This window comes from uncultured Roseobacter sp., from assembly GCF_947496515.1.
Taxonomy (GTDB): domain Bacteria; phylum Pseudomonadota; class Alphaproteobacteria; order Rhodobacterales; family Rhodobacteraceae; genus Roseobacter.
The window spans coordinates 535,629-559,061 of the sequence record NZ_CANMDB010000001.1; the positions used below are offsets into that span (position 1 = coordinate 535,629).

Below are 23,433 nucleotides of genomic sequence, written 5' to 3' on the forward strand. Positions count from 1 at the left end.
GAGGCAGTGATGTCAAAAGGAAAGATTGGCTTTATCGGTCTTGGAAACATGGGCGCCCCCATGGCGCAAAACCTTGCGCGAGCGGGCTATGACGTGATCGGCTTCGACACTGTCGTGGAGACGGTACCGGACCTGACCATAGCGGCCTCCGCTGCGGCAGCCGTTGCGGGGGCGGATGTGGTGATCACGATGTTGCCGAATGGTGCCATCCTGCGGCAAGTGGTGGACGACACGCTGCAACACGTCAAGCCAGGCGCGCTGCTGCTCGATTGCTCGACCGTGGATGTGGAGAGTGCCCGCGCAGTGGCGGCGCAAGCCGAGGCGGCGGGGATGCTCTACGTTGATGCGCCGGTCTCGGGGGGGATCGGCGGTGCTGCGGCGGGCACGTTGACATTTATGGCGGGCGGCAGCGCAAAGGCCTTCGCCGCCGCGGAACCGCTGTTCGAGATCATGGGCCAGAAGGCCGTTCACTGCGGCGAGGCGGGTGCTGGCCAGGCAGCCAAGATCTGCAACAACATGATCCTTGGCGCGACCATGATTGCCACCTGCGAAGCCTTCGCTCTGGCTGACAAACTGGGGCTTGACCGGCAAAAGATGTTCGATGTGGTGAGCACGTCTTCGGGCTATTCCTGGTCCATGAATGCTTACTGCCCTGCCCCCGGTGTCGGCCCCCAAAGCCCGGCGGACAACGGCTATGTCCCCGGGTTCGCCGCAGAGCTGATGTTAAAGGATCTGGGCTTGTCACAACAGGCCGCCGAAGCGGTGAACGCCGATACGCCCATGGGCGCACAGGCACTGGCGCTCTACCGGACTTTCGTCGAGGAAGAGGACGGCGCAGGACAGGATTTTTCCGCCATGCTGCCCCGATTTGCCGCACGCGAACGATCCTGACGCCCGACAGAGGCACCCGTCACCACAACGCCAGAACCGCCGAAGTCCGGGGCGACGGAGATCCTTGAAATAGCCTTGCGCTACTATGGATCTGACATGCGCCGCATGTCATCTAATCTGTCGCGTCAGATCCCCGTGCCTTGGGACGAAAGCGCCAGATCGGCCAAACCACCGGCAAAGCCGGACCAAAAAGGTACAAATCTTCTGCAAGCAGCTGAGCATCGAAAGGATTTATCAGCAGGTGGCACAGTAACGTCCAAAACTGACACAATGAAAGCGTCAGTGATGACACAAGACGACACTGCAAATCCAATGGCCTTGGTGGCCCGCGTCAACCCGACGGACGGCGAGGACACGATCCAGACGGCATTGGATTTCGTTCGGACACATCTGAACATGGAAGTGGCCTATCTGTCGGAGTTCGTGGGCGAGGATCTCGTCTTTCGGGCGGTCAGCGCTCCGGGTTTTGAGGATCAGTGCTTTGTCGGCGGTGGCATGCCGCTGGATCACGTCTACTGCCGACATATCCTCGCTGGCAGATTGCCGGAGTTGATCCCCGATACAGCCGCTGAACCGCTGTGTGCGGACATTCCATTGACCACGGCGATCCCGATCAAATCCCATGTCAGCGTTCCGATCCGGCGCCGTGACGGGACACCCTACGGCATGTTCTGCTGTCTCAGCCGCACTGCACAGCCGGACCTGAACCCGCGCGACCTCAGCGTCATGCGCGCCTTTGCCGATCTTTCCGCCGAACAGGTAAACGACAAGATCGCATCACGGGTCGCTCGGCAAAGCGCTCGCGCCGGGATCGAGATGCTTCTCAATGAGCAGGCTTTTGACATTGTCTATCAGCCTATCGTCGACATCACCGGCAACCGCCCAAAGGGGTTCGAAGCGCTGTGCCGGTTCCGGCCAGAACCCTACCGGCCGCCAAACCTGTGGTTTGAGGATGCGCTCGGTGTCGGCCTGCAGGCCGAGCTCGAGGTCGCAGTGATTGCCAAAGCACTCAAATCACTCGACCAGCTGCCCGATGACGTCTATTTGTCGGTGAATGCGTCCCCTTCGACGGTTGGAACCGGACTTCTTACCGACCTGTTCGCCCAGCACCCGCAGGAACGCATTGTGCTGGAAGTCACCGAACACTCGATGGTGGAGGACTACGATGATCTGGTGTCCCATCTCGACATCCTGCGGTTTCGCGGGGTCCGGCTGGCCATCGACGACGCAGGTGCGGGGTATTCCGGCCTGCAGCATATCGTCAAGCTGAAACCCGATCTGATCAAACTTGATATCTCGCTGACATCCGACATCGACAAGGATGTGGTGCGCCGCTCGCTGGGTGCCGCACTTGTCCGCTTTGCTGTCGAGATCGGCGCTGATATTGTGGCCGAAGGGATCGAGACAGACGCGGAACTGGCCGCCCTCACCTCTCTCGGCGTGCCGCTGGCGCAGGGGTACTATCTGGGGCGGCCCGGTGATTTGGACAGCGCGCTCGCCTGGTTCGAGGACGGACAAAAAACCGCCTGAGGCGCGCCGACTGATCGTTGATACGTCTCAGCCTGCACTCCGGCGCGGTGGCCTTTATTCGGCAGCGACCCGTTTCGCCTGGGACAGCATCGGACCGAGGTATTTCCCGGTGTAGCTTTCGGCTACCTCCGCCACCTCTTCGGGCGTGCCGGTCGCCACGATCTGGCCACCGCCATCGCCGCCTTCGGGGCCAATGTCGATGATGTGATCGGCGGTCTTGACCACGTCCAGATTGTGCTCGATCACGATCACGGAATTACCCTGATCCACCAGCTCATGCAGCACTTCGAGCAATTTGCGTACATCCTCGAAATGCAGCCCTGTCGTGGGTTCATCCAGAATATAAAGCGTGCGGCCCGTGGCGCGTTTGCTCAATTCCTTTGAGAGTTTGACGCGCTGCGCCTCGCCGCCGGAGAGCGTTGTCGCCTGCTGGCCCACCTTGATATAGCCAAGGCCCACCCGCATCAGCGCATCCATCTTTTCACGGATGGAGGGCACGGCCTGAAAGAAGCTCTGCGCGTCCTCGACGGTCATGTCGAGCACATCGGCGATACTCTTGCCCTTGAACTTGATCTCCAGTGTTTCGCGGTTGTAGCGCTTACCCTTGCAGGTCTCGCATTCCACGTAGACGTCGGGCAGAAAGTGCATTTCGATCTTGATGACGCCGTCGCCCTGGCAGGCCTCGCAACGCCCACCCTTCACGTTGAAGGAGAAGCGCCCCGGCTTGTAGCCGCGTGCCTTGGCCTCCGGCAGCCCGGCGAACCAATCTCGGATTGGCGTAAAAGCACCGGTGTAAGTCGCAGGGTTGGAGCGTGGTGTGCGCCCGATGGGGCGCTGGTCGATGTCGATGACCTTGTCGAGATGTTCCAGCCCCTTGATCGTCTCGCAGGGCGCGGGCGTCTGCCGCGCGCCGTTCAGACGCATGGAGGCGGTCTTGAACAGCGTCTCGATCGTCAAGGTGGATTTACCGCCCCCCGAGACGCCGGTGACGCAAACGAGCTTACCCAGCGGATAATCAACCGTCACGCCCTGCAGATTGTTGCCGGTGGCGTTGACGACTTGCAGTTTCTTCTTGTTACCCTTGCGTCGCTCCGCCGGGATCGGGATCTCACGCACACCGGTAAGGTACTGACCGGTAATGGATTTCTTGGTGGCCGCGATCTTGCGCGGGGTGCCGTGGGCCACGACCTGACCGCCGTGGACACCAGCCCCCGGGCCAATGTCAAAGACGTAATCCGCTTCTCGGATCGCTTCCTCGTCATGCTCCACCACGATCACGGTATTGCCCTGATCCCGCAGGTTCTTTAGCGTCAGCAAAAGCCTGTCGTTGTCGCGCTGGTGCAGCCCGATCGATGGTTCATCCAGCACGTAAAGCACGCCTGTGAGCCCCGAGCCGATCTGGGAGGCGAGCCGGATGCGCTGGCTCTCCCCACCCGAGAGCGTGCCTGCGTTACGGCTGAGGGTCAGGTATTCCAGACCGACGTTGTTGAGAAATCCCAACCGTTCGCGGATTTCCTTGAGGATGGCGCGCGCGATCGCGTTGCGCTGCTGCGTGAGGTGTTTTGGCACCGTCTCGCACCAGTCAAACGCCTCGCGGATCGACATCTGCACCACCTGCCCGACTTGGAAGAGCTTGTCAGGATCATCTGCGGGGCCCAGTTTGACGGCCAGCGCCTCGGGCCGCAGACGGTAGCCGCCACACGCACCGCAGGAGCGGTTGTTCTGGTAGCGCTCGAATTCTTCGCGGATCCATGAGCTGTCAGTCTCGCGATAGCGGCGTTCCATATTGGGGATGACACCCTCGAACACGCGGGTCACCTGATAGACGCGGCCGCCTTCGTCGTAGCGAAAGGCGATCTCTTCCTTGCCGGAGCCGTAGAGAAACACCTGCTGGACCTTCTCCGGCAGATCCTTCCACTTGGTCGACTGCTTGAACTTGTAGTGCTTGGCAATGGCCTCGATCGTCTGAAGAAAGTAGGGGGATTTCCCCTTGCGCCAGGGGGCCAGCGCACCGTCAGCTATTTTCAGGTTCTGGTCCGGCACGACGAGGCGTTCGTCAAAGAACAGTTCCATCCCCAGGCCGTCACACTCAGGGCAGGCGCCGAAGGGCGCGTTGAACGAAAACAGCCGCGGCTCGATCTCGGGGATCGTAAAGCCACTGACCGGGCAGGCGAACTTCTCACTGAAGGTCGTGCGCTCCGGCTCCTCCGCTGCTGTCTCCAGAATGGCGATGCCATCGGCCAGATCCAGCGCGGTGCGCAAACTGTCTGCCAGCCGTGTCTCCAGCCCCTCGCGCACGACGATGCGGTCCACGACAACGTCGATGTCATGGCGAAATTTCTTGTCGAGCGTGGGTGGTTCGTCCAGTTCATAGAAGGCGCCGTCCACCTTGACCCGCTGAAAGCCTTGTTTGCGCAGTTCCAGAAACTCCTTGCGGTACTCGCCCTTACGGTCGCGGATGATGGGCGCCAGCAGGTAGGCGCGGGTCCCCTCGTCCATCGCCATGATCCGGTCCACCATGTCCTGCACCTGCTGTGCCTCGATGGGTTTGCCGGTCTCCGGCGAATAGGGCGTGCCGACACGCGCGAAGAGCAGCCGCATGTAGTCGTAGATCTCGGTCACGGTGCCGACGGTCGAGCGTGGGTTCTTGGACGTCGTCTTTTGCTCGATGCTGATCGCAGGGGAGAGACCGGCGATGTGGTCCACGTCCGGCTTCTGCATCATGTCGAGGAACTGCCGCGCGTAGGCGGAAAGCGATTCCACATAGCGGCGCTGGCCTTCGGCATAGATCGTGTCAAAGGCCAGAGAGGATTTGCCCGACCCCGACAGCCCGGTGATCACCACCAGCTTGTCGCGTGGGATATCCACGTCGATGCCCTTGAGATTGTGTTCGCGCGCGCCGCGGACTTCGATGTGTTTCAGCTCAGCCATCAGGCACCCCCATGCATCGCGCTAGACATAGGCGGAATGACCCGCGCTGCCAATGGAAAATGGCGAACGAAGGCGGAACATCACCGTTGCTGACGCTTTCTGGCAAGAGCAATGTGCACAAGCGCGCCACAGACGAAGGCCGCGCCTCCCAGAAGGGGCAGCGCGACGTATCCGAGCGCGCCGGACGCCACTGCCATGACGGGGGTGCCGAGTGTATTCCCGATGTTGCCGGTCTGGGCCATGGCGCCATTGGCCTGGGCCTGAGTCTGGGCTTGCGTATTGAGCTGCGGGACAGCGGCAAAGCTCGCTCCCTGAATAAGTCCCATGGATCCGGCCAATGTCAGGCAGGCAGCGACGCCACCGGGATCCAGTGTCAGCCACAGCATGCTCGCGGCACTGGCAGCAAAACCCAGCAGAATCACGCTGACCGCCGTCACATGGCGCAGCAGCGCCACCCCCAGCGTCATGGACACGGCGATGGAGGTGAGCGGCATCGCTCCCATCACAAAGGCCCGTTGCGCGGCATCGATATAGGGCGGCAGCACGGTCAGAATGGAGACGAAGCAGAAGGTATAGAAAAGCCATCCGGCCGCAGGCGCGGCCATCGCCGGAGACCGATAGATGGTCACGTGATCGCGCAGCAATTGAGCCAGTGAAAAAGCAGGGGTCGGTGCAGCGGGCGTGCGCTTCAGCCACCAGTCCAGTATCAGGGCAAAGACCGCAAGGTAGAGCCCGTGCGCCATCAGCAGCGCCGGAATGCCCGCATGGGCCACCAGCGGCAAACCCGCCCAGGCGAGCACCGCAAAGGCCACGCCAAAGAAAGTGCCCCACAGTGTCAGCGCCAATCCGCGATCCTGCGGTGCACAAATCTGCGCAATCAGCGTCGGTGCCGCAACAACGATCCCAAGATGGGACAACCCTTCGAGCGCGCGGCTGACCAAGAGCCATGGCAGCGGCGGTACAAGTGCCTGAAAAAGCGAGATGACCGCCCCCGCCCACAGCGCCCAGAGCAGCGCGCGACGGTAGCGGATTCGAGCCACCAGCACACCGGCCGCCACCCCCGCGAAGATGCCCAGCAATCCCACGACCGACACCACCCAACCCAGCGAGGCCCCCGCCTGTGGATAAAGGCCGGGCAGCTGATCGAAAATCGCGCTGAACTTGCCGTATTGCGCCGCCGCCCCCAGACCCGCTCCCCAGAGCGCGAGGACCAGACCCCAGGATGTCTTTTGCATGGATCGCCTCCTCCGGCTCTATCGCAGAGGCTGCGGGCGGCGGCAATGGTCTGCGAATGCCGGATTACCGCGGGCGCCTCATGGCTGCTCGGGGCCTGGCGCCCACGGGATCCCCGCATTCCGGGCCAGACGATGGGTGATGGTGCGCATCACAGACATGCCGAAGCTTGGATCCTCGAACTGCAGCCGCATGAAACCTTTGGCGTCCAACTCGTAGATGCGGGCATCCCGTGTACAGCGTGCGCTGGCCGTGCGCACAGCAGCATCGGTGAAAAACGCGATCTCGCCAAAGATATCACCCGCCTGCAGGTCGATGTCGAACTCCTCGATCCGCACACTGCCTTCGGCCAGAAAGTACAGCTGGCAAACCGAATCGCCCTTGGCGAACACCAGCGTGCCGGCAGCAACCCGCCGCGCGGTTCCATAGGTCCGGATCACCGAAAAATCAGACGCCTCCATGTCCGCCCGACCCACCTTTCTGCGCAGGGCGATCAGTTGCCAGAGCCGCAGCATGTTGATCGGCAACAGCAAAAGCTCCATCGCCAACAGCGGCCAGAGTTGCAGAAACAGCGCGTAAAGCACAAAGGCGACCGATGAAGCAATTGCGAGAACCCGCAGCGCCAGCATGGTGTTCACCGCATAACTGGCCACCGTCAGCGCCGAGGCGATCCAGCCCACCAATTCAATCCAGTCCACCCCATTCATGCAATGTGCTCCCCGTCCCGTGCCAGCGCGCCTGTCGCATCAGCAGTCACCGCCCACTTGGGCCCGCCAACCGGTCAGCTTGCAATGGAAAAATGACACCCCGCCAAGCGCGCTCCGCATCAACGGACGTGCCCGCCTGCCCCGCCGAGTTCGGCGAACCCCTGCGCCAGCACCTCGCGGACCCGGGCGATCCGCGGCACGTAGCGGAGCGCTTGCGGCACAACGAGCCAGACCGGCAAAGAGGGCAGCTGGATGAAATCCGCGATGCGCACGACCCGCGGATCCGCGTCGCCAATAACGCGCTGAAACCCCCCGACCCCACCGCCCGCGCAGACCAGTGCCCAGTTCACCAACTGGTCCTCACACCGCAGCCCGAAGGCCTCCGGTGTCGGGCGGAGGCCGTTTTCGGCCATCAGGTCGATCATGGCATCGGACTGATCATAGCCCACGAAATCCATCGCCATCAGCGCCTCTCGCGTCTGAGGCCGGCCGCGATCCGCGAGGTAGCTGTGCGCCGCGTAAAGACCCAGCGGCAGCTCCGCGATCTTCTGAGCCGTGAGGTCACCACGTTCTGGCCGGAACATGCGCAGGGCGATGTCTGCCTCGCGGTGCATCAGGTTTTCCGGCACGTCGGAGGCGATTACATCGATCTGGATCCCCGGCTCCTGTCTTCGAAGCGTTGCAAGGATCGGTGGCAGATGCCAATAGGAGACAACGCGCGCTGCGGTCAGGCGGACCCGCCCTTCGAGCCGGGTGCTGGTACCGGCGGCGGTCAGGGCGATCTGCGCTGCAGCCTCGGCCATCTCCAGCGCATGGGTGTGGAGCCGTTCACCGAAAGGGGTCAACCGCTGGCCCTGCGGCGTGCGCTTCAAGAGCGGCTGGTCGAACGAGCTCTCAAGCGCCCGGATGTGGCGGCCCAACGTCGGCTGACTGATGCCGCAGCGACGCGCGGCGGCGGACAAGGATCCCGCCTTGGCGACGGCGAGAAAGCTCTGAAGCAGAGCCCAGTCGAGTTGGCGGATACCCATTCATAAATGAATACACATCCTGCGATATCTCGCAATCCCCATGCGCAAACATCTGTGAGACACAGGCCGTACAGAAAAGGAGATCCCATGTCCCGAACAGTTCTCATCCTCGGCGCCTCCGGTCACGCGGGCCAGGCCTTTGGCCGTGCATTTGCCGCAGATGGCTGGCAGATCCGCCGCTATCAGCGCGGCACGGATCCGGCTGCTGTTGCGCGTGGCGCGGATCTGATCATCAACGCCATGAACCCGCCCAGCTACCATGACTGGCCACGACAGATCCCCAAGATCACAGCGCTCGCCATGGCGGCGGCGCGAGCCAGCGGCGCGCGGGTGCTGATCCCCGGCAATGTCTACGTCTACGGCACGCAGCCTGGCCCGTGGTCGGCTGCGACACCGCATCGCCCCTGCACCCGCAAGGGTGCCATCCGTGCGCGGATGGAGGCCAACTGGCGCGCCTCGGGACTGCCTGTCACCATCCTGCGCGGGGGGGATTTCATCGACGGTCAGCGACCGGGACAGACCATGGGGTTGGTCGTGCTGAAGCATCTGGCCAAGGATCGCATCACCGCACTCGGGTCTCCGACGGTGAAGCGGGCCTATGCTTATCTGCCGGATTTTGCCAGCGCCGCCGTTCAGCTGACGCGGGCGGAGGATCTACCGGTGTTTGCCGAAATTCCCTTTGCCGGTCACACCTTCAGCATCAATGACCTGGCAGCGGAGATCACGCGGCACCGCGGGCGGCCTGCTCGGGTCACCCGGTTTCCGTGGTGGACCTTGCGCCTGAGCGCGCCTGTGTGGGAGTTGGCGCGAGAGATGGTAGAGATGCGGTACCTCTTTGATCATCCGCACCAGTTGGACGGCGCTGATTTCAAGGCGCGTGTTCCGGGGTTTGAGCCCACACCCTTTAGCGACATGGTCCGCCAGATGATTGCGGTCCATGAATGCTCTTGAGGTCGGGCGGCCCTGGTGGGTGGCCCACTACATGTGGATGACGCGGCCGTAAGCATCCAGCACGCTTTCGTGCATCATCTCGCTGAGCGTCGGGTGCGGGAAGACGGTGTTCATCAGGTCTTCCTCGGTCGTTTCCAGCTGACGACCGACAACATAGCCCTGAATAAGCTCCGTGACCTCGGCGCCGATCATATGCGCGCCCAGAAGCTCGCCGGTCTTGGCGTCAAAGACGGTCTTGATCATGCCTTCCTGTTCGCCCAGAGCGATGGCCTTGCCGTTCCCGATGAAGGGGAAGCGCCCGACCTTGATCTCGTAGCCCAGCTCCTTGGCCTTGGCCTCGGAATAGCCGACGGAGGCGACCTGCGGATGACAATAGGTGCAGCCTGCGATGCTCTCGGGTTTGACGGGGTGGACGTCGTTGTGACCCGCGATCAGCTCAGCCACCATAACGCCCTCGTGCGAGGCCTTGTGCGCGAGCCAGGGGGCCCCGGCGATATCCCCGATGGCATAGAGCCCCTCGACGCCGGTGCGGCAGAACTCATCCGTCACCACATGGGTGCGGTCGATCTTGACGCCCAGCTTTTCCAGCCCCAACCCTTCGGTATTGCCGACGATGCCGACGGCGGAAATCACGGTGTCAAATTCGTGTTTCTCCGTCTTGCCGCCGGCCTCGATGTGGGCGGTAACCTTGCCCTTGCCGCGGTCAAGCTGCTTGACCATGGCTTTTTGCATGATCTTCATGCCCTGCTTCTCAAAACTCTTTTTCGCAAAGCCAGAGATCTCCGCGTCCTCGACGGGAAGCACCCGGTCCATGACCTCCACGACAGTCGTGTCAGCGCCAAGTGTGTTGTAAAAGCTCGCGAACTCGATGCCGATGGCGCCTGAGCCGATCACCAGCAGCTTTTTCGGCATGTGCTTGGGCTGTAGCGCGTGCTTGTAGGTCCAGACCAGATGGCCATCCGCCTCCAGCCCCGGCAGTTCGCGCGCGCGTGCGCCAGTGGCGAGGACGACGTTCTTGGCGGTCAGCTCTTCGCTGCCTTTCTCCGTCTTGACCGTCACCTTGCCCTTGGCTGGGATCGTCGCCTCGCCCATGACCACGGTGACCTTGTTCTTCTTCATCAGATGGCCGATGCCGCCCGACAACTGCCCCGCCACCTGACGGGAGCGTTTGACCACCGCACCCAGATCGTAGCCCACATTGTCGGCCTTCAGACCAAATTCCTTGGCGCGGTGCATCAGATGGAAGACTTCAGAAGAGCGCAGCATCGCCTTGGTCGGGATGCAGCCCCAGTTCAGGCATATACCGCCCAGATGCTCGCGTTCGATGATGGCGACGGACATGCCCAGTTGTGCGGCTCGGATCGCCGACACATAGCCGCCGGGGCCTGCGCCGATCACGATCAGATCATAGGATTTCGCTGCCATGGGATGTCCTCGCTCGCTCGCCAAAAAAGATCGAGCGTCGACCTTAACCCCGATCCTCATGTCTCGCGTTTTTAGCCTAAAAGATCAGACACAACTACGAAACGAGAGCGCCAAGGGGATACCTTCGCCCGATAGTTCACCGTTAAACTATATGATCAGCCCCGGCAACATGCGGCACGCGATCGCGGGAACGATCAGGCAGCCTCGGTCGCGCGAGGAAGCGTGCGAAGCAATTCAGCGTAGCCGCCGCGCTCAATGAAATCCACCTCGGCAGCGGTGCTGGCCCGCGTCAGAGCATCGTTGCGGAACGGGAAGCGCCCGAACTCGCGGATCACGGCGCGATGTGCCTGTGCATGCAGTAGGGTATCGCCACCCTGATCCGGCATCCGCTCGCATACGAGACGAACGCAGCGATCCTGATCGCAGAGGTTCTCTGAGTGCATCAGCGGCAGATAGAAAAACTGTCGCGCCGGTGAGTCGATCTTGAGATCCCAACCGCGGTCAATGGCGGACTTCGCGGCAGCCAGCGCGAACCGGTCTGTCGAAAAGGCCTCGGCGGTGTCGCGGAACATGTTGCGCGGAAACTGGTCCATCAGGATGATGTAGGCTAGGACCCCCGACGGGTAGGTCAGCCAGAGCGAAAACCGCCCCTCCGTGGCGCTGTACCATGTAGCGCTGAAGCGCGCGCGAATCGTGCTGTCCAGGGCGGCGGACTGTTTGTACCAATCACCGGGCGATACCTCGTCGAGCCAAAAGCTCAGAACGTCCTCGGGACCTGCCATTTTACCAATCTCCTCATAACGCGTCCCCCTGTGTATAAGTAAGGGCTTTTGACGGTTGTTTCATAGTCACTTTTTGCATCAGGCCGACATATTCAACCTGCGTTTGTTTCCGATTCAGCGTTCAGATCCGTTTCAATGGCGTACTCTTGGGCATATTCCAGCGCCACGGACGTATAGTTGGGGGCAACAGCCACATAGGCACCGGTTTCCTCGACAGAGCGTCCGACAGTGGCGCGATAGGCGGCATAAAAGACCAGAGCCGCGAAAAGAATGCCCGTGAAGAGGTAGAAACCCGGGGGACCCACCCAGTCCATCATGTAACCGGTGATGATCGGGCCGCTGATCGCACCCAACCCGTTGATAAAGATCAGCCCGCCCGAGGCCGCGGCCATATCCTCGTGTTCCAGAAAGTCATTGGTGTGGGCGATGAGCAGCGAATAAAGCGGATTTGACATGCCCCCGACGACGAAGGCCGAGACCAGCAGCAACCGGTAGTCCGCCCCCAGCAGCATCCCAGTGATGGAGCCCAGAACACCGATGGCCGCGACCACCAGGATTAGAAACCGCCGGTCGGCCCGGTCGGAGATCCAGCCAATGGGGTATTGCAACAACACAGAACCCAGAAAAAACATCGCCACGAAAGTGGAGATTTGCCCGACGCTCAGCCCTGCCTTGGACCCGTAGACCGACGCCATGCCGAACTGCGCCGAGAACACCCCGCCCAGCAGAAACATGCCCACGCAGCCCAGCGGCGAGAAGCCGACGAGCGTGCGCAGGCTCATGGGTTTGGTGGTCTCAAAGGCGGGTGTCGGGCTGATCGACAGCAGAATGGGTGTAATGGCCAGAGAGACGAGGATCGACGGGATCACGAAGAGCACGTAGCCCGAGGGGTCCGCGGTCAGCATCAGTGCCTGGCTGACCACGATGCCCGCGGTTTGCACGATCATGTAGAGTGACAGCGCCTGCCCGCGGTTTTCATTGGTGGCGGCGTTGTTCAGCCAGCTTTCCGCAGTCACATAAACCGCCGAGAAACAAAATCCGATCAGCACGCGGCCAAGGGTCCAAAGCCAGACTTCCGTGACCGTGGGATAGAGGATCATTACCGCCGAGATCATGGATGCAAGTGCTGCAAAGACCCGCACGTGACCCACGCGTCTGATGAGCCCCGGTGCCATGCGCGAGCCGCCCAGAAAGCCCAGGAAATACGCCGACATCACGATGGACATCTCCAGCGTCGAGAAGCCCTCGATCTCGCCCCGGATGCCCAGCAACGTGCCCTGCATGCCGTTGCCGACCATCAAAAGACACATTCCAAACAACAGCGCCCAAGCGCTCGTGAGAACCTGCAGCAATGTACGCTCCCATCAGTTGGTTTGAACGGCTCCGTATATGGCCGCTTTGACGTATCCGGGCGCCCCTTTACAGCACGTCTGCGACGCCTTCTGTCGCTTTGCGGCAGCGCGTGTTATTTTGGCAGCAGCAGCGACGCATCACCGTAGGAAAAAAATCGGTATTTTGTCTTAATTGCATGCGCATAAATCGCGCGGACCCTCTCCTGCCCCATGAGCGCGGAGACCAGCATCATCAGCGTTGACTTGGGCAGGTGAAAGTTTGTCATCAGCCCGTCCGTGACGCGAAAGGTGAAGCCGGGGTAGATGAAGATATCCGTGTCTCCTTCCCACGCGGCGATCTGCCCGCCCTGTGCTGCCGTCTCGATCAGTCGCAGCGCCGTGGTGCCTACCGGAATGATACGCCCACCAGCGGATTTCGTGGCGGCGATCTCGGCTGCGGCCTCCGCGCTGACACGGCCCCATTCGGCATGCATCTTGTGGGTTGTCACATCATCAACCTTCACCGGCAGAAAGGTGCCGGCACCCACGTGCAGTGTCACATGGCTGAAATCAACGCCGTGATCGGCGATCTGCCGCAAGAGCGCTTCGTCGAAATGCAGGGACGCGGTGGGCGCGGCAACGGCGCCCTTATAGCGGGCGAAGACGGTCTGATAGTCGTGCTGGTCCTGCACGTCAGCGGGCCGTTTTGCGGCAATATAGGGTGGCAGCGGCATGGCACCGGCGGCCTCAAGAGCTGCATCGAAATCATCCCCAGTCAGGTTGAAGCGAAGATGCCCCTGCCCTGCCTCGACATGGTCCAGCGTGGCGCTGAGACCTGCGCCAAAGATGACGTCTTCACCCGGCTTGAGTTTCTTGAGCGGTTTGATGAGCGCGCTCCATGTGCCGTCGGCGCGCGGCTCCAGCAGGGTCACTTCGATCTTTGCGGTGGTATCACCCTGCGCGGAGCGGCGGTGGCGCTGCGCGGTCAGCCGGGCGGGGATAACCCGCGTATCGTTCAGCACCAGTCGGTCCCCCGGGCGCAGAAAGCGCGTGATATCCGCCACGACCGCATCGGTGAGGCTGTCTTCACTTGCCACCAGCAAGCGCGCTGCGGTCCGCGGGCTCGCAGGCCGCGTGGCAATCAGATCCTCGGGCAGGTCGAAATCAAAATCGCTGAGCTTCATGGTAGCGCTCTTAGAGCATTCCCCCACCGAGGTGAAACCCCCCTTGGCAGCCGCCGCAGACCGGACGCGCTTACCGGTCCGAGCCGCGCAGAGGCTCGCGTCTCTCAGGTTGTGGTTCCGGTGCGGCGGGCGTCTCACCATCGACCCGCGGCACGGCGGGCTTGGGTGCCCGAAACAGATCGCGCATCCCCCCCGGCGCCAGCGCTGTCAGAGGATTGACCGACACGCGCGGCTGCCGCACCGTGCCACCGATGCTGTAGTTGAATGCAAAGAGCCCTTCGCCCGGGCGGGTAAAAATGCTGCCGATCCCGTTGAGCAGATAGACCGGTGTGATCACCCCCTGCATCTGCAGCGCACCGCTGTCCGTGGCGTAGACACCATCCATCGACAGCCCCAGTGACGGGCCCTCGGCGCTGCCCTGGCGCAGGGTGATCTGGCGCGGTGACAGGCGGAAATCGGCATTCACATCCGTAAAGAACAGGCTGTCCCCCCCTTCTGCATTGAACAGGCCAACGATGCTGACCGCATTCAGCAGGGCCGCCATGGCGGGAGCATCGACAACGCTGGTGTCCCGCAATCGCAACCGGCCGTCGAACGCCCCGCCCGTCCCCACCGGCTGCAACAGCAACTCAAAGCTGCCACCGCGCACCTGCTTGACCACATTCGCTGAGGCCAGCACGGCCCCCGCATCGCGGGCCTGCAACCGGATGGCGCTGCGTCCGCCCTGCGGGATCATCTGTCCGCTCACCGGCGCGCCCGCGTTGATCCGACCCTGAAAGCGCCCGTCGAGCCCCGCACCGGATGTGAAATCACCGCGCAGATCGGTGATCGCGATGGCGTCGGTCACCTGCAGCCGGTCCAGTGCGACCGACAGCGGTGCCCGCGCCCCGCCGCCGCTGTCGGGGATGTCGAGACGGCGCAGATCGAGCGTCCCCCCGCGCAGCACCAGCCCCAGCGGCGCCCCCGGCCCCCGACCGACGAGATCGACCCGCGCATCGAGCCAGGGTGCAATCCGCACCCGGTCGAGCCGGATGCGCTCCAGCTGGCCTGCCTCGGTCAGGGTCAGGTTGCCGTCGGCCTGCAGGCCCGGAGCGTCAAGCGACAGCAGGTGGATCTGCGGCACCTCGCTCAGCGTCGCATCAAGCGCAAAGCGGCCCAGCGTGCCCGGGGACTTCGCCCAACCGATGGGCGGGATCCGCAGGCGCAGCCCCGCCAGATCGGACCGCAGGGCAAGCTCGGGCGGCGCGCCCTTGCCGATGGTGATGTCGATCTCGGCGGCACCGTCGCCCTCGAGATACCCCGCTGGCAAGGCAACCCCGAAAGTGTCGAGCGTCTGCGTTGACAGCGCCAGTTGACCACGGACGCGGCTGGGCGCGCCTGGCTGACCCAGCCGTTGCGACCAGGTGACGTCAAAGGGCACACCGTCCAGCGTGCCGCGGCCTGCAATCTCCACACCGTCATCAGAGGCGGTCAGCGCCAGCCGCTCCGACACAAGGGGCCGGTCGGGGATCAGCTTGGCGGTCTCGACCTGTGCGATCTCCCCTGTGACGTCAAAGGTGATCTGCTCTACCGGCACCCCCTTGACCAGCGGCAGCGACAGCGTTCCCTCCAGCGCGGCCTGCCCCTCGGCAAGGCTCACCGGCAGATCCGCTTTGGTCATGATGTTCAGCGGTGGCTGGTTCAGCAGCGAAAGTGCCCCTGTCACGGATGACGTGGTGCGCAGGCGCAGAACACCGGGCGTTTCCTCCTTTGCCGCGATATCGGGCACGATGAAGGATGAGCCCGCGATCTGAACCGGCCCGCCCTCCGGCGCCTCTACGGTGCCGCCATCCACCACCAGCACAAAGCGGTCCCGCAACAGCGAGGCATGACCGCGCCCGGCGGTGATGCGGGGCATCTGCCGCAAAAAGCGTACATCAGCCTCGCGGAAGTCGAAGCCCAGATAGGTCTCCGGCGGCTGTCCCGGGGACCAGCGCAGCGCCGCGTTCACATCCTCGATCACACCACCGCGCAGGTTTTCGCCCAGCCAGGCGCGGGTTTTTGACACAACCGTTTCGGGCCAGAGCGCCAGCACACGCGCTGCGGTGGTCCGCGCCATGCCAGCATCGACCGCGATGTCCCAGCCATCCGGCCCAGCACGCAAGGTTCCCTCGGCCGTCAGCTGATCGGCATCGCCCATCACCTGCAGCCGCCCAAGCTCAAACGAGAAAGGTTGCGGCGTCAGGCGAAAGTCGAGCTCCGCCTGCGCCAGCTCCACCGGTACATCGTAAAGCTCGGCCGGGTTGATCACCAGATCACTGAGCCGCAATTGACCGACCAGATCAGACACCCCGCCCTGATCATCATCGGCAAGGGTCGCGGTACCCTTCAGCCGCCCGCTGACCCATTTGCTGACCACTGACAGCGTATCGAACCGCAAAAAGCGGGCGGCCGGATCATAGCTGAAGGAACTCTCCGCCTGCTCGATGGGAATGGCGCGCGCCTGCGGGGTCGGCTGGATTACACCGGCGCCGATCTGGAAACTGGCATCGAAGGGTTCGAACTGACCTTCGGCATTCATCGCCCCGCGCAAGGAGCCCGAGATCGGTGCCCGCAACGCACCCAGCCAGGAAAAGGCCGGCCCCTGCACCGCGATATCGCCCGCCTCGACACCTGAGATACTGGCGCCGAACTCCGAGGCCTGTGCACCGATGCGACCCGCATACCCGGCGGTGATCAGCGCAGCCTCCGCCCTGCCGCCCAGCACCGTCAGATCGGCCCGGATCTGGACATCCTCCCCGCCACGGGCCAGCGACAGATGCCCGCCGTCGATGGTCCAGCTGCGACCGGCGCGCTGATCCTCGTAGCGCACCGTGAGCCCCCGCAAATCTGCGCGCACCAGCCGGGTCAGACCGGGTCGCAACAACACCGCGTTCAGATCCGCCACCAGCTGCGCAAGGTTCGGAGCGGCGCGCGAGGCCGCGGCAAGCCCGGTACCGCCCGACAGCTCCAACGCGCCCGTGGGCAAGCGGCGCAGGGTCAGAAAGACACCGTTGAGGTCCAGCGACTGCAGCTCCAGCTGACCGCGCAGCAGACCGCGCATGGACAGGCTGGCGCGCACCTCGTTGAAATGCACGATCTCGGCGCCCTCGGGGGTGCTGACCCTCAGATCCTGCACGCGCCCGCGCGGCCGCCAGCCTTCGTCGAGCACCAGGACAACCTCGCCGAAGGAAACCTGAGCGTCGGGGATGGCTTCGGCCAGCCGCGCGTCGATCCGGTCGCGCGCCCATTCTGGCAGCGGGATGTCACGCTCCATCACCCACCACAGGCCACCACCCGCACCCATCGCCAGCAGCACCAGCACGACAAGCGCCAGAACCCGCTTGCGAGGTCGGCGTCGGCGCGGAACTGGGTCAGATGTCTGGGTCAAGGCGTCTCGGGGTTTTCGTGAAGGTGAAGGATTGTCGCCCGGGGGTGCTGCATCCGGCGCGGGCGGCTCTTTCCTTTGCGCAGCCTGGGCCTAATATGCCATGTCAACAGGAACCTTCAAACCCAAGAGAGTGTGATGCCAGAGATTTCAGAGCCCGCCCCCGATTTTACGTTGCCCAGCACCGATGGTGGCGACGTCACGCTGTCGGACCTCAAAGGACAGCCCGTGGTGCTCTTCTTCTATCCGCGCGATGACACGCCCGGCTGCACCAAGGAGAGCGTCGGCTTTTCCGAGAGCAAAGAAGCGTTCGGGGCGGCGGGGGCCGCTGTCTTCGGCATCTCGAAGGACAGCATGGCCAGCCACGAGAAATTCGTGGCCAAGCGGGATCTGACCGTGCCACTGCTGTCCGACGAGCACGGCAGCGTCTGCGAAGATTACGGCGTCTGGAAAGAAAAGAAGATGTACGGCAAGACCTTCATGGGCATCGAGCGTACCACCGTTCTGATCGCGGCGGACGGCACGATCGCCAAAATCTGGCCGAAGGTGAAGGTGCCGGGCCATGTGGAAGAGGTCCTGGAAGCGGTCCGCGCCCTGTGATGCCGCTGGCCGCCATGGCCGAGGCAGTGCTGCGCACGGGCGACGGGCGGGAGAAGACTGCCTTGTCGCGTCGCTTTGCGGCGGAATGGCAGACGGCGCGGGACGAAGGGGCGCGCCCTGAAATCGGGCGCGCAGATCCGCCTTTACATCCGTCACGCCCTGCAGCCCCCGAACTTCTGAGCCCGCGGGATGTCCCACGTCGTCGCCCCGGCACGCCGGAAGGGCGCATCGCGCTGCTGCATGCTGTTGCGCATATCGAGCTGAACGCGGTCGATCTGCACTGGGATGTGATTGCGCGCTTTGCCCATGTGCCGATGCCCATCGGTTTCTACGATGACTGGGTGAAGGCAGCAGATGAGGAATCCAAGCACTTCAACCTGATGTGCGACTGCCTGGAAGAGCTGGACAGTCACTATGGCGCCCTACCCGCCCACGCCGGCATGTGGCGCGCTGCCGAAGACACGGCGGAGGATTTCATGGGCCGTCTGGCGGTGGTACCTATGGTGCTGGAAGCGCGCGGGCTCGACGTGACGCCGGGGATGATCGAGGTCTTTCGCAAGGCTGATGCGACCAGCGCCGTGGCCGCGCTGGAGACCATCTACGCCGAAGAGGTGGCGCATGTCGCCTATGGCTCCAAGTGGTTTCATTTTCTCTGCGGCAGGCACGATGAAGACCCCAAAGAACGCTTTCACGCGCTCGTGCGGCAGTATTTCCACGGGCCGCTGAAGCCGCCCTTTAACGAGGAAAAACGTGCCGAGGCGGGTATCCCGCCGGACTTCTACTGGCCGCTGACAGAGCCGGTTTGACCGTTTAAACCCGCGCAAAACGCCAAAAACCGCTGACAACAAGCGATTTTTTGCCGATTTGCAACAATTCAACGTGAAGTTGCGGAACCGGATCGAAAGGCGCTTGCTCAGGCAGAGTGCGCTCTTTAAGCACTTGGCGCATCGGACTAATTCCTTCGCAGATTGGAACGCCGAGGGGAAACGGGCAGAGGACGATTTTGTGAGGACAGGCTTGGCGATCAAGGTGCACGGACTGTTGGAGCGGTCTTTTCCGGAACGCCGCGTCTTTCTGAAATCCGATACCGACACCCGTTTTATCCGTCTGCGTCCGGGCACGCAGATCGCCATCTTCACCGGCGGCGCGCTGGTGCTTGGTTGGTCAATCCTGGCGACCGCGGTTCTGCTGATGGACAGCATCGGCGCGGGTAATTTCCGCGATCAGGCGAAACGCAATCAGGCAACCTACGAGGCACGGCTCGACGCTCTGGCAGATGAGCGGGACCGCCGGGCCGCCGAGGCACAAGCGGCGCAGACCCGGTTCAACGCGGCCCTGGATCAGATTTCGCAAATGCAGTCCGAGCTGCTGGGCTCGGAGACACGACGTGCCGAACTGGAAACAGGGTTGGAGGTCGTGCAGACCACATTGCGACGGGCGATGGCTGAACGGGAGGCCGCCCGCGTGGCATTGGCCGATCTGCAGCGCAGTGAGACGCGGGATACTCAGCAGGTCACAGCAGACAGTGGCGTGCCGGTGGATGTGCTTGCCGACGCACTGGAAAACACCGCGGCCGAGCGTGACCGAATTGTCGCAGATGCACAGGATGCGCTGCGGCGGGTCGATGATCTGACCCTTGAAATTGCGCTGATGGAAGAGAACAACGACCAGATCTTTCGCCAGTTGGAAGAGGCGCTAACCGTCTCCGTCGAGCCGCTGGACAAGATGTTCCGAGCCGCGGGCATGCCGCCCAAGCAGATGCTGGATCAGGTCCGCCGCGGCTATTCCGGTCAGGGCGGGCCGTTGACGCCGCTCTCCTTTTCGAGCCGGGGGGAGGAACTGTCGCCCGATTTTCTGCGCGCCAACCGCATCCTCGAACAGCTCGACACGCTGAACCTCTACCGGATCGCCGCCGAAAAGGCGCCCTTCGCCATGCCGGTCGCGGGCAACTTCCGCTTCACATCTGAATATGGGTTTCGCCGCGATCCCAAGACGGGCGGGCGCCGCATGCACCGCGGCGTTGACTTTGCCGCCCCCGCCGGAACCGATCTCTTTGCCACTGCAGATGGTGTCGTAACCTATGCGGGCTGGCAGTCGGGCTACGGGCGGTTGATCAAGATCGAGCATGCCTTCGGTGTCGAGACACGCTTCGCCCATTTGTCTAAAATTCGCGTTAAAGTGGGGCAAAGGGTCTCGCGCGGAGAACATATCGGTGATATGGGTGCAAGCGGACGGGTGACCGGCGTGCACCTTCACTATGAGGTGCGTGTCGGTGGGAAAGCTGTAAACCCAATGATCTATATCAAGGCTGGACAAGATGTTTTCTAAAAGCAAAATCAACGACCCAGGTCAGAAACAAGCCGAGACAGACAGCGCGACGCCCCCGGCGTCCACCTCCGCCCCGGCGTCTCCGAAACCGGCTGAGTACAAACCGGCCCCACCGAAGGCGAAACCGCCGGCGTCCGTGCTGTCGGCTGATCTGCATGTCACCGGCAACATGAAGACCACCGGCGACATACAGGTAGAGGGCACCGTCGAGGGTGATATCCGTGCGCATCTGCTGACCATCGGCGAGACCGCGACCATCAAGGGTGAAGTGATTGCCGATGATGTGGTGGTCAATGGCCGGATCGTGGGCCGTGTCCGCGGGCTGAAGGTACGCCTGACATCGACCGCGCGGGTCGAGGGCGACATCATCCACAAAACGATCGCCATCGAGAGCGGTGCCCATTTCGAAGGGTCGGTGCAACGTCAGGATGACCCGCTGAACCCAAGTTCGAAATCCGCGCCAGCGGGCAAGGCGAACCCTGCCGCCTGACCGACTATGGCAGACCGAGGAACCGCAGCAGGGGCGTCGCACGCGCGGCGCCTTTTCTGCGTTCGGGTGGTGGGTGGTCTGGCAGAGGCACCGAGGGGACTGAATGGCGTATGATCCGCTCAGCCGGTCCACGCGCACGGCCCGGACGCTGCTGATCTCGGTCAGTGTGTTCGGCTATCTCGTCGCGGATTTTGATCTGGCGCTGCGTGAGGTACCCGGCCCCGGCATCAATCTGGACACATCACAGATCGACTTGCGGGTCTTTTGCGCGGCCCTCATCGGCTACTATCTGATCAGCTTTTACCTCTATGTCCGGGATGACCAGATGAACCCGGAACCTTCTCCGCGTCAGCTGCGCGCGATGGAGGCCAACCGCTTCGCGCTGGACTACCTCAAGGACCTCAGCGAGGGGACTGAATTCAAGCGCACGATCTTTGGTGGGAAGATGTCGGAGCAAACCCCGATGACCAAGGAAGAAATCCGCGATGAATATGAATTGGAGATCGCGCGCTTTTATCAATCGATCCGGGATGACAAGATCACCGTGGGCCGGGGCCGAATGTTCTTTGATCGCAGGTTGCCGATGCTGGGTGCGCTTTACGTCCTGTGGCGACTGGCGCAGACGGGCGGCTGGTTCTGATCGCCCTGCCCGGCCTTGAATGTCGACCGCCACGCGCCGCCCTACCGTGGTCCAGATAAAAATGCCATCCATCTCTCGTAGGTAGTTGCGCTTTGGCGGGTTTTACCGCAGTGGTTCCGATCGTGCCCGCGCGGGATGCTGTCGGGTCGCCGGGTCTCTCTACAAGACCCCGCCACGCTAAGGGTAGCCCTGAACTGCACCGCAGGCAGCAGCAGCGGACAGATCGGGTTAGGAGGTCAGTGTGCTGCCCCAACAGGCGCCTGCTCCCAACAGCTACGCAGGTGCAGAAGCGGGATGGTCCTACCAGACTGCGGCGACGGGATCTGGTAAAGATGCGACCATGTCCTGATGCTGAGCGCGCCCGAGTTCGGGTCTCACGCAAGACCGTTGAAGGTATCGCTGAGGTCGCCGTCACGAACAGCGCTGGAGAACAGCCGACGGGTCTGATCACAGTGCCGTTGCGCACTCCTATGTTGTCGTGCCTCGCGTCTGCATCGCAGCAGTGGCCGACCGTAACCGTCCACTAACCACGATGTCTCTCAGGCAGCGCACCACGTGGTCCGATGTGCTATTGCCCTTGCTCCGAACCTGGAGGCAACCGTCAGATGAAAAGACCCGTGCTGATCACTATTCTTATGGCTCTCGGCCTATCTGCACAGATGGCCGCAGCGCAGGAACCTCAGGCACCACCGCTGTTTCCCGGGTCGAGCAGTAGCGCGTCGTCGGCGCGGGTTGATGACGTCTTTGTCGTGCCTGAAGGCGCCGCCACGGCCCCTGCGCGCCCGACCGCCCCGTTTCTGGAAGACTTCATCGGGGCGGCGATAGATGAAGCCGCGCGGGAACGCGGCCGCATCTTTGTGCAAGAAAGGTACAAGAACGCGCCTGTGACGTCCTCTGATTGAGGACAGAGGCTTACTCGGTCACCGTTACGGTTTGCATCACATCAGGTGCGCCGACGACAGCACCGTTGGGGCCCTCGCCCCGCTTGATGGCGTCCAACACATCAAGCCCGTCGGTGACACGCCCTACGACGGTGTACTGACCGTTCAGAAAGTAGCCTTCGTCAAACATGATGAAGAACTGGCTGTTGGCGGAATCAGGGCTTTGCGCCCGCGCCATGCCCACCACGCCGCGATCAAAGGGCACGTCGGAAAACTCCGCCGCCAGATCAGGCTGATCGGAGCCGCCGGTGCCCGCACGGCGCATGTCGCCGCCAACGCGCCCGTGCTCCACATCGCCGGTCTGGGCCATGAAGCCGTCGATCACGCGGTGAAACACCACCCCATCATAGGCACCGGCCTCGGCCAGCGCGGTGATCCGCTCGACATGGCCCGGGGCCACGTCTTCGAGCAGATCGATGGTGATGGTGCCGCTGGCTTCGCCCGCGACCTCGACCTGCAGACCAGTGGCGAGCGCGGGGGCCGCCAGCATCAGCGCGGCGATGGTGGCTGTCTTACGCATCCGCTGCGACCTTGACGGAGATCATCCGGTCCGGCTCGGCTGGTGGCTCGCCGCGGGTGATCGCATCCACATGTTCCATCCCAGACGTCACCTGACCGTAGACGGTGTACTGCCCGTTCAGGAAATCATTGTCCTTGAAGTTGATGAAGAACTGGCTGTTGGCCGAGTTCGGGTTTTGCGAGCGCGCAGCGCCCAGGCTGCCGCGGGCGTGCGGGATCTTGGAGAATTCCGCTGGCAGATCCGGCAGGTCGGAACCACCGGTGCCCGCGCGGCCGATATTGAAATCATCTTCCATGTCGCCGTGTTCCACATCGCCGGTCTGGGCCATGAACCCTTCGATCACCCGGTGGAAGGCGACGTTATCGTAGGCGCCCGCGCGCGCCAGCTCCTTCATCCGCTCCACGTGCTTGGGGGCTACATCGGGCAGCAGCTCGATGGTGACGGTGCCGTCCTTCAGTTCCATCAGAATGGTGTTTTCGGGGTCTTTGATCTCGGCCATTGCCGCACTCCTTGTC

General features: G+C 62.8%; 21 protein-coding genes. 9 read left to right on the top strand and 12 right to left on the bottom strand.

Annotation, left to right across the window (positions count from 1 at the left end; all coding sequences use genetic code 11):
- Positions 1-9 precede the first annotated feature (9 nt).
- Entirely contained in the window at positions 10-891 is an 882-nt protein-coding gene (gene mmsB / locus Q1A53_RS23385; RefSeq protein ID WP_366872315.1) for a 3-hydroxyisobutyrate dehydrogenase, read from the top strand.
- A gap of 285 nt (positions 892-1,176) precedes the next feature.
- Positions 1,177-2,421 (top strand): EAL domain-containing protein, encoded by a 1,245-nt coding sequence (locus Q1A53_RS02680; RefSeq protein ID WP_299962645.1) that lies wholly within the window; start codon positions 1,177-1,179, stop codon positions 2,419-2,421.
- Positions 2,422-2,475: 54 nt separating this feature from the next.
- Here the strand turns inward: Q1A53_RS02680 and uvrA are convergent, their stop codons facing one another.
- From uvrA to Q1A53_RS02700, 4 genes are all read right to left on the bottom strand, one after another.
- Positions 2,476-5,352 carry an excinuclease ABC subunit UvrA gene (gene uvrA / locus Q1A53_RS02685; protein ID WP_299962647.1) on the bottom strand — a complete coding sequence of 959 codons (2,877 nt, stop codon included), beginning with the start codon at positions 5,350-5,352 and terminating at the stop codon, positions 2,476-2,478.
- 80 nt (positions 5,353-5,432) lie between these two features.
- Positions 5,433-6,587: an MFS transporter gene (locus tag Q1A53_RS02690; RefSeq protein ID WP_299962649.1), complete on the bottom strand. Its 1,155-nt coding sequence runs from the start codon at positions 6,585-6,587 to the stop codon at positions 5,433-5,435.
- 78 nt (positions 6,588-6,665) lie between these two features.
- Complete coding sequence (locus Q1A53_RS02695) at positions 6,666-7,292, bottom strand: cyclic nucleotide-binding domain-containing protein (RefSeq protein ID WP_299962651.1); 627 nt, start codon at positions 7,290-7,292, stop codon at positions 6,666-6,668.
- A gap of 119 nt (positions 7,293-7,411) precedes the next feature.
- Positions 7,412-8,320 (bottom strand): LysR family transcriptional regulator, encoded by a 909-nt coding sequence (locus Q1A53_RS02700; RefSeq protein ID WP_299962653.1) that lies wholly within the window; start codon positions 8,318-8,320, stop codon positions 7,412-7,414.
- Between the two features lie 87 nt (positions 8,321-8,407).
- On the opposite strand from Q1A53_RS02700, the gene Q1A53_RS02705 reads away from it, so the two are divergent.
- Positions 8,408-9,271 carry an epimerase gene (locus tag Q1A53_RS02705; RefSeq protein WP_299962655.1) on the top strand — a complete coding sequence of 288 codons (864 nt, stop codon included), beginning with the start codon at positions 8,408-8,410 and terminating at the stop codon, positions 9,269-9,271.
- A gap of 27 nt (positions 9,272-9,298) precedes the next feature.
- Here Q1A53_RS02705 and lpdA read toward each other — a convergent pair whose 3' ends face one another.
- From lpdA to Q1A53_RS02730, 5 genes are all read right to left on the bottom strand, one after another.
- Entirely contained in the window at positions 9,299-10,696 is a 1,398-nt protein-coding gene (lpdA, locus tag Q1A53_RS02710; RefSeq protein WP_299962657.1) for a dihydrolipoyl dehydrogenase, read from the bottom strand.
- Positions 10,697-10,890: 194 nt separating this feature from the next.
- Positions 10,891-11,478 (bottom strand): DUF924 family protein, encoded by a 588-nt coding sequence (locus Q1A53_RS02715; protein WP_299962659.1) that lies wholly within the window; start codon positions 11,476-11,478, stop codon positions 10,891-10,893.
- A 92-nt stretch (positions 11,479-11,570) separates the two neighbouring features.
- Entirely contained in the window at positions 11,571-12,830 is a 1,260-nt protein-coding gene (locus tag Q1A53_RS02720; RefSeq protein WP_299962661.1) for an MFS transporter, read from the bottom strand.
- 113 nt (positions 12,831-12,943) lie between these two features.
- A complete protein-coding gene (gene queA, locus Q1A53_RS02725; RefSeq protein WP_299962663.1) occupies positions 12,944-13,993 on the bottom strand; it encodes a tRNA preQ1(34) S-adenosylmethionine ribosyltransferase-isomerase QueA in 1,050 nt (349 codons plus the stop codon).
- A gap of 70 nt (positions 13,994-14,063) precedes the next feature.
- Positions 14,064-17,402 (bottom strand): DUF3971 domain-containing protein, encoded by a 3,339-nt coding sequence (locus tag Q1A53_RS02730; RefSeq protein WP_299962665.1) that lies wholly within the window; start codon positions 17,400-17,402, stop codon positions 14,064-14,066.
- 135 nt (positions 17,403-17,537) lie between these two features.
- Between Q1A53_RS02730 and Q1A53_RS02735 the strand changes: the two genes are divergently transcribed.
- Both Q1A53_RS02735 and Q1A53_RS02740 read left to right on the top strand, forming a co-directional pair.
- Positions 17,538-17,999, top strand: coding sequence for a peroxiredoxin (locus tag Q1A53_RS02735; protein WP_299962667.1), 462 nt, complete (start codon positions 17,538-17,540; stop codon positions 17,997-17,999).
- Positions 17,996-18,805, top strand: coding sequence for a ferritin-like domain-containing protein (locus Q1A53_RS02740; RefSeq protein WP_299962669.1), 810 nt, complete (start codon positions 17,996-17,998; stop codon positions 18,803-18,805). The genes Q1A53_RS02735 and Q1A53_RS02740 overlap by 4 nt, the downstream gene beginning before the upstream one ends.
- A 4-nt stretch (positions 18,806-18,809) precedes the next feature.
- On the opposite strand, the gene Q1A53_RS02745 is transcribed toward Q1A53_RS02740, so the two are convergent.
- Positions 18,810-18,947 (bottom strand): hypothetical protein, encoded by a 138-nt coding sequence (locus Q1A53_RS02745; protein ID WP_299962671.1) that lies wholly within the window; start codon positions 18,945-18,947, stop codon positions 18,810-18,812.
- 57 nt (positions 18,948-19,004) lie between these two features.
- Here Q1A53_RS02745 and Q1A53_RS02750 point away from each other — a divergent pair, with 57 nt between their 5' ends.
- The 4 genes from Q1A53_RS02750 (at position 19,005) to Q1A53_RS02765 (ending at position 22,359) form a co-directional block, all read left to right on the top strand.
- Positions 19,005-20,327: a M23 family metallopeptidase gene (locus Q1A53_RS02750; protein WP_299962673.1), complete on the top strand. Its 1,323-nt coding sequence runs from the start codon at positions 19,005-19,007 to the stop codon at positions 20,325-20,327.
- Positions 20,317-20,817 (top strand): polymer-forming cytoskeletal protein, encoded by a 501-nt coding sequence (locus Q1A53_RS02755; RefSeq protein ID WP_299962675.1) that lies wholly within the window; start codon positions 20,317-20,319, stop codon positions 20,815-20,817. The genes Q1A53_RS02750 and Q1A53_RS02755 overlap by 11 nt, the downstream gene beginning before the upstream one ends.
- A gap of 103 nt (positions 20,818-20,920) precedes the next feature.
- Complete coding sequence (locus Q1A53_RS02760) at positions 20,921-21,457, top strand: hypothetical protein (protein WP_299962677.1); 537 nt, start codon at positions 20,921-20,923, stop codon at positions 21,455-21,457.
- 605 nt (positions 21,458-22,062) lie between these two features.
- Positions 22,063-22,359: a hypothetical protein gene (locus tag Q1A53_RS02765; RefSeq protein WP_299962679.1), complete on the top strand. Its 297-nt coding sequence runs from the start codon at positions 22,063-22,065 to the stop codon at positions 22,357-22,359.
- Between the two features lie 10 nt (positions 22,360-22,369).
- Here Q1A53_RS02765 and Q1A53_RS02770 read toward each other — a convergent pair whose 3' ends face one another.
- On the bottom strand, positions 22,370-22,918 hold the full coding sequence (locus Q1A53_RS02770; protein ID WP_299962681.1) for a peptidylprolyl isomerase: 549 nt from the start codon (positions 22,916-22,918) through the stop codon (positions 22,370-22,372).
- A complete protein-coding gene (locus Q1A53_RS02775; RefSeq protein WP_299962683.1) occupies positions 22,911-23,417 on the bottom strand; it encodes a peptidylprolyl isomerase in 507 nt (168 codons plus the stop codon). The genes Q1A53_RS02770 and Q1A53_RS02775 overlap by 8 nt, the downstream gene beginning before the upstream one ends.
- Positions 23,418-23,433: the final 16 nt, after the last annotated feature.